Source organism: Streptomyces sp. NPDC006140 (assembly GCF_040628815.1).
GTDB lineage: Bacteria > Actinomycetota > Actinomycetes > Streptomycetales > Streptomycetaceae > Streptomyces.
This window is the reverse complement of record NZ_JBEXTS010000038.1, coordinates 1-4,872: the sequence shown is the minus strand read 5'-3', so window position 1 is coordinate 4,872 and position 4,872 is coordinate 1. Positions and strand designations below refer to the sequence as shown.

The 4,872-nt window shown below is 67.5% G+C and carries 5 protein-coding genes; all 5 read left to right on the top strand.

Annotation, left to right across the window (positions count from 1 at the left end; translation table 11 throughout):
• The first annotated feature begins 293 nt into the window (after window positions 1-293).
• Window positions 294-1,313: an ABC transporter substrate-binding protein gene (locus tag ABZ386_RS41955; RefSeq protein ID WP_351349336.1), complete on the top strand. Its 1,020-nt coding sequence runs from the start codon at window positions 294-296 to the stop codon at window positions 1,311-1,313.
• Window position 1,314: 1 nt separating this feature from the next.
• Window positions 1,315-2,274, top strand: coding sequence for an amino acid ABC transporter permease (locus ABZ386_RS41950; protein WP_351349339.1), 960 nt, complete (start codon window positions 1,315-1,317; stop codon window positions 2,272-2,274).
• The gene (locus ABZ386_RS41945; RefSeq protein WP_356504745.1) at window positions 2,271-3,038 is read left to right on the top strand and encodes an amino acid ABC transporter ATP-binding protein; all 768 of its coding nucleotides are present in this window, start codon (window positions 2,271-2,273) and stop codon (window positions 3,036-3,038) included. Before ABZ386_RS41950 ends, ABZ386_RS41945 begins: the two co-directional genes overlap by 4 nt.
• 209 nt (window positions 3,039-3,247) lie before the next feature.
• Complete coding sequence (locus ABZ386_RS41940; protein WP_351349345.1) at window positions 3,248-4,528, top strand: FAD-binding oxidoreductase; 1,281 nt, start codon at window positions 3,248-3,250, stop codon at window positions 4,526-4,528.
• A gap of 42 nt (window positions 4,529-4,570) precedes the next feature.
• Window positions 4,571-4,872 (top strand): aldehyde dehydrogenase family protein (locus ABZ386_RS41935; RefSeq protein WP_358968764.1); only part of this gene is annotated, 302 nt, incomplete at its 3' end.

Here is a 4,872-nt window from a genome sequence, read left to right as displayed (position 1 = left end):
TGGACCGCGGCTACGACCCGGTCACCCACGGCTACGACTACGTCACGGTGAAGTCCCTGGACGACCTCAACACCATGCTCGGCATCTGACCCGCGACGCACACCCGCTCACTCAGCACCTTCTTCCCGACAGGCGCCCGGTCTCGCGTGGCCGCCCATGAGCCCTGCGCGTTTCCGGCGCCGGCTGACGACGTCCCACCCCACCCCGTCCGATCCGCACGTCGTCCCCGCATCACGGATTCCCCGTATCGCCCGTATCCCCGTATTCCCCCGTGTTCTCCAGGAGGCACCGCCATGGAAAGCAACCGGACAGGCCGCAGAACCGTACGCCGCACCGCAGGCGCTGTGGCCGCCGCCATGCAGGTCAACAGGCACTTGAGCATCCCGATCGTCACGACCGCCCTGGCCCTCGCGCTCACCGCGTGCGGGGCGAGCGGCACCGGGCAGAACGTGGGGTCGAAGAGCACGACCCAGGGCGGGGGATCCGGCGCGTCGGCCGAGCACACCGACGACATCTCGGTGGGCGTGAAGCCGGATGCGAAGGCGGTGAAGCTGCTGCCCGCGGCGGTGAAGGCCAAGGGAACGCTCTCGGTGGCCATGGACCTGGCCTACCCGCCCACCACGTTCATGGCGTCGGACAACAAGACCCCGATCGGGTTCAACCCGGACATGGCGCGGCTGATCGCTGCCAAGCTCGGCCTGAAGCTGCAGATCAACAACGTCAAGTTCGACACCATCATCACCGGCCTGCAGGCCAACCGGTACGACTTCACCGCCTCCACCATGGGCGCCACGAAGGACCGGCTGAAGGTGCTCGACATGATCGACTACTTCAATGCCGGCACCGGAGTGTCCGTCCCTTACGGCAACCCGCAGAAGCTGGGCACCCACACGCTGTGCGGGCACCGCGTCGCCGTCACCTCCGGCAGCACCGCGGAGCTGCAGTGGCTGCCCCAGCTGTCCAAGCAGGACTGTACGAGCAAGGGCAAGCCGGCCATCGACGCGGTGACCCTGCCCAGCGTGAACGACGCTCTGACCCAGCTGGTCTCCAAGCGGATCGACGCGGTGATGTACGACTTCGTCTCGCTCGAGTGGGCGGCCCGGCAGCAGCCCAAGACGTTCGATGTCCTCAAGCCCCTGGTGGCCACCAAGCCCGTGGCCGTCGCGCTGAAGAAGGACTCTGCGCTGACCCCGGCGGTGCAGGCTGCCATCCAGTCGATCATCGACGATCCCAAGTACACCCAGGCGCTGGGCCGCTGGGGTCTGAAGGACCTCGGGATCAAGACCGCGGCCATGGCCGTCCCGCAGGACTGACATGTCCACGGATCTGATCGGTACAAAGACCAGGAGCCGACCGGTGTCACAACTGCTGGCCGAAGAAAAGAAGCGCATCACACCGAAACGTCCGCGCGACTATGTCACCTGGGCCGTCGCGATCGCGATCGTCGCCGGTCTGGTGTGGACGGCGGTGACGAACGAGAACTATCGCTGGCCGGTGGTGTTCAGCTACTTCACCACGCAATCGATTCTCAACGGACTGCTGATCACGCTGTTTCTCACCGCGGTCAGCATGGCGCTGAGCACCCTGCTCGGGCTGGTCCTGGCGGTGATGCGGATGTCGCATCAGCGGCCCATTTCCGGGCTGGCCCAGATCTACATCGCCTTCTTCCGCGGCACCCCGGTGCTCGTGCAGCTGATCTTCTGGTTCAACATCGCGGCGCTGTACCCGCACATCTCGATCGGCATCCCGTTCACCGACATCTCCACGCCGGTGAACGTGAACGCGATCATGACCCCGATGACCGCGGCCGTGGTGGGACTGACGCTGAACCAGGCGGCCTACATGTCGGAGATCATCCGCGGCGGGTTCGCCTCGGTTCCTCGCGGACAGCACGAGGCCGCGGAGTCCCTGGGCATGTCGGGATTCACCAAGCTCCGGCGCGTGATCATCCCGCAGACCATGCCGTCGGTCGTCCCGGCCACCGGCAACCAGGTGATCGGCATGCTCAAGGAGACCTCGCTGGTGAGCGTGCTCGGCGTCGCCGACCTGCTGAACAGCGCACAGTCGATCTACGCCCGCAACTACCAGACGATTCCGCTGCTGATCGTGGCCAGCCTCTGGTACCTGATCATGACGCTGGTGCTGAGCGTGCCGCAGTCCATGATCGAGCGCCGTTTCTCCCGCTCGACCCGGGCACAGCTGACCCCGGCCGCCACCTCGGCCGAGCCGGGGGCGGGCCAGCCCGTTCCCACCACGAGGGAGTCCCTGCTGTGAACGCCGACGGAACGATCGTCGCACGCAAACTGTGCAAGAGCTACGGACGTCACCAGGTCCTGCGTGACATCGACCTGACCGTCGCGGCCGGGGAGATCTCCTGCATCATCGGCCCCAGCGGATCCGGGAAATCGACCCTGCTGCGGTGCATCAACGGACTGGAGACCGTCGACCGCGGTGTCCTGCGGGTCAACGGCGAGGACTTCGGCTACGTCGAGAAGGACGACGCCTACCACGCCGTCCGCCCCAAGCGGCTGGCCGAGCAGCGCACCCGCATCGGCATGGTCTTCCAGCAGTTCAACCTGTTCCCGAACATGACCGCCGAGGACAACGTCATGTCCGGACCGGTACTGGTGAAGAAGAAGAACCGCGCGGCCTGCCGCGAGCAGGCGCGAGAGCTGCTGGCCAAGGTCGGTCTTGAGGGGTGCGGTCACAAGTACCCCGCCCAGCTCTCCGGCGGCCAGCAGCAACGCGTGGCCATCGCCCGGGCGCTGGCGATGGAACCCACCATCATGCTCTTCGACGAACCCACCAGCGCCCTGGACCCGGAACGAGTGGGCGAAGTACTCGCCGTCATGCGCGACCTCGCCGGCAACGGCATGACCATGCTGGTCGTCACCCACGAGATGGGCTTCGCCCGCGAGGTCGCCGACGAGGTGCTGTTCATGGACGGCGGCGTCGCGGTCGAACGCGGCGACGCCCGCGAAGTCCTGGGCAACCCGCGCGAGAAACGAACCCAGGCGTTCCTCGAAAGGGTCCTGTAGATGCGGCTGGGACACGCGGTAGCGAGTCCGGAGAAGACGCCGGCCGACTGCGGCTGACGTGACGTCCGCACCCTGCCGGTCCCGGTCTTCAACGCCCCCTCCAGTTCGACGTCGATCCGACCGTCACCGCGCTGACAGCGCCGTCGGCCGGGCCCCTGGTGGTGCCCGGCCGCGCCTCCCTCTTCGAAACTCCCCGCTAAGGACCCGATATGAAGACGATTCCCTACTGGATAGAAACCGCTGGGGCGTTTCCCGACCGGTCCGGCAAGCCGCTGACCGAGGACGTCGACCTGGTGGTCGTCGGCGCCGGCCTGACGGGTCTGTCCACCGCCCTGCACTCCGCCCGCAAGGGCGCCCGTGTCACCCTGGTCGAGAAGGGCCAGATCGGCTCCGGTGCCTCCGCCCGCAACGGCGGCATGGCCAATCTGGGCTTCACCATCGGCGTGCAGCAGGCCATTCGCCGTTACGGACTGGAGCGGGCCCGGGAGATCTACAACTCCTACGGCGAGGCGGTGGACACCGTCGAGCGGCTGGTGAACGAGGAGTCCATCGACTGCCAGTTCCGCCGCGTCGGACGCCTGGGCGTCGCCTCCCGCCCCGCCCACTTCGAGAGCAAGAAGGCCCAACAGCGCGCCTTGGCCAAGTACTTCGGGCATGAGACGACACTGATCGGCAAGTCCGAGCTGCGGTCCGAGATCGGCTCCGATGCCTACCACGGTGGCCTGCTCGACCCGTTCAGCGCCGGACTGCATGTCGGCCGCTTCGTGCGCGGTATGGCCGAGGCGTGCGAGCGCACCGGTGTGGAGATCCATGAGCGCAACGCGGCCATCGGGGTGCGGCGTACCGCCGCCGGCCGGTTCGAGGTCAGCACCGAGCGCGGTGTGATCCGTGCCGGGCAGGTCATGATGGCCACCGACGCCTACACCGACAAGAACTTCCCCTGGCTTCGCCGCCAGCAGGTGTGTGTGGGCAGCTTCATCATCGTCACCGAGCCGCTCGGCGAGGCACTCGCCCGGGACATCATCCCCAAGGCCCGCCTCCTCGTGGACTCCAACAAGGTCTGCCACTACTTCCGGCTCACCCCGGACAACCGGCTGCTGTTCGGCGGCCGCGCCCGCTTCGCCCCGTCCGACCCCACCTCGGACAAGAAGAGCGGAGCGGTCCTGTTCCGCGAGATGTGCCAGATCTTCCCCCAGCTCTCCCGCACCAAGATCGAATACGTGTGGGGTGGCTCCGTCGGCTTCGCCATGGACCGCATCGTGCACGCCGGGCAGACCGACGACGGCGTCTACTACTCGATGGGCTACGCGGGCCACGGCGTGCAGATGGCCACGCACATGGGGCACGTCATGGCCGAGGTGATGGACGGCCACCCCGAGGTCAGCCCCGTCCGCGACATCGCCCCGCCCCGCATCCCCCTCTACAACGGCACCGCCTGGTTCCTGCCCTTCGCCGGCGCCTACTACAAGACGCTGGACCGCATCCGCTGACCGGTCGGCAGCACCTTCCACACGCACAAGGAGAAGATCGACATGACTGTCGTCCGTGATGTTCCCAAGCAGCTGTTCATCGGGGGGAGTTGGCAGGACGCGGAGTCCGGCCGGACCCTGCCCGTCGACAACCCGGCCACCGGCGAGGAACTGTGCCGGGTCGCCGACGCCTCACCCGCCGACGGCCGCCGCGCCGCCGACGCCGCGGTCGCCGCCCAGCCCGCCTGGGCCGCCACCCCACCCCGCGTGCGCAGCGAGATCCTGCGCCGCGCCTACGACCTCATCATCTCCCGCACCGACGACCTCGCCCTGCTCATGACCCTGGAAATGGGCAAACCCCTGGC

Excerpts from the sequence above, each read along its gene's own strand:
- ABZ386_RS41940 (WP_351349345.1), top strand. The coding sequence starts at position 3,248 with ATGAAGACGATTCCCTACTGGATAGAAACCGCTGGGGCGTTTCCCGAC.
- ABZ386_RS41955 (WP_351349336.1), top strand. The coding sequence starts at position 294 with ATGGAAAGCAACCGGACAGGCCGCAGAACCGTACGCCGCACCGCAGGC.
- ABZ386_RS41950 (WP_351349339.1), top strand. The coding sequence starts at position 1,315 with ATGTCCACGGATCTGATCGGTACAAAGACCAGGAGCCGACCGGTGTCA.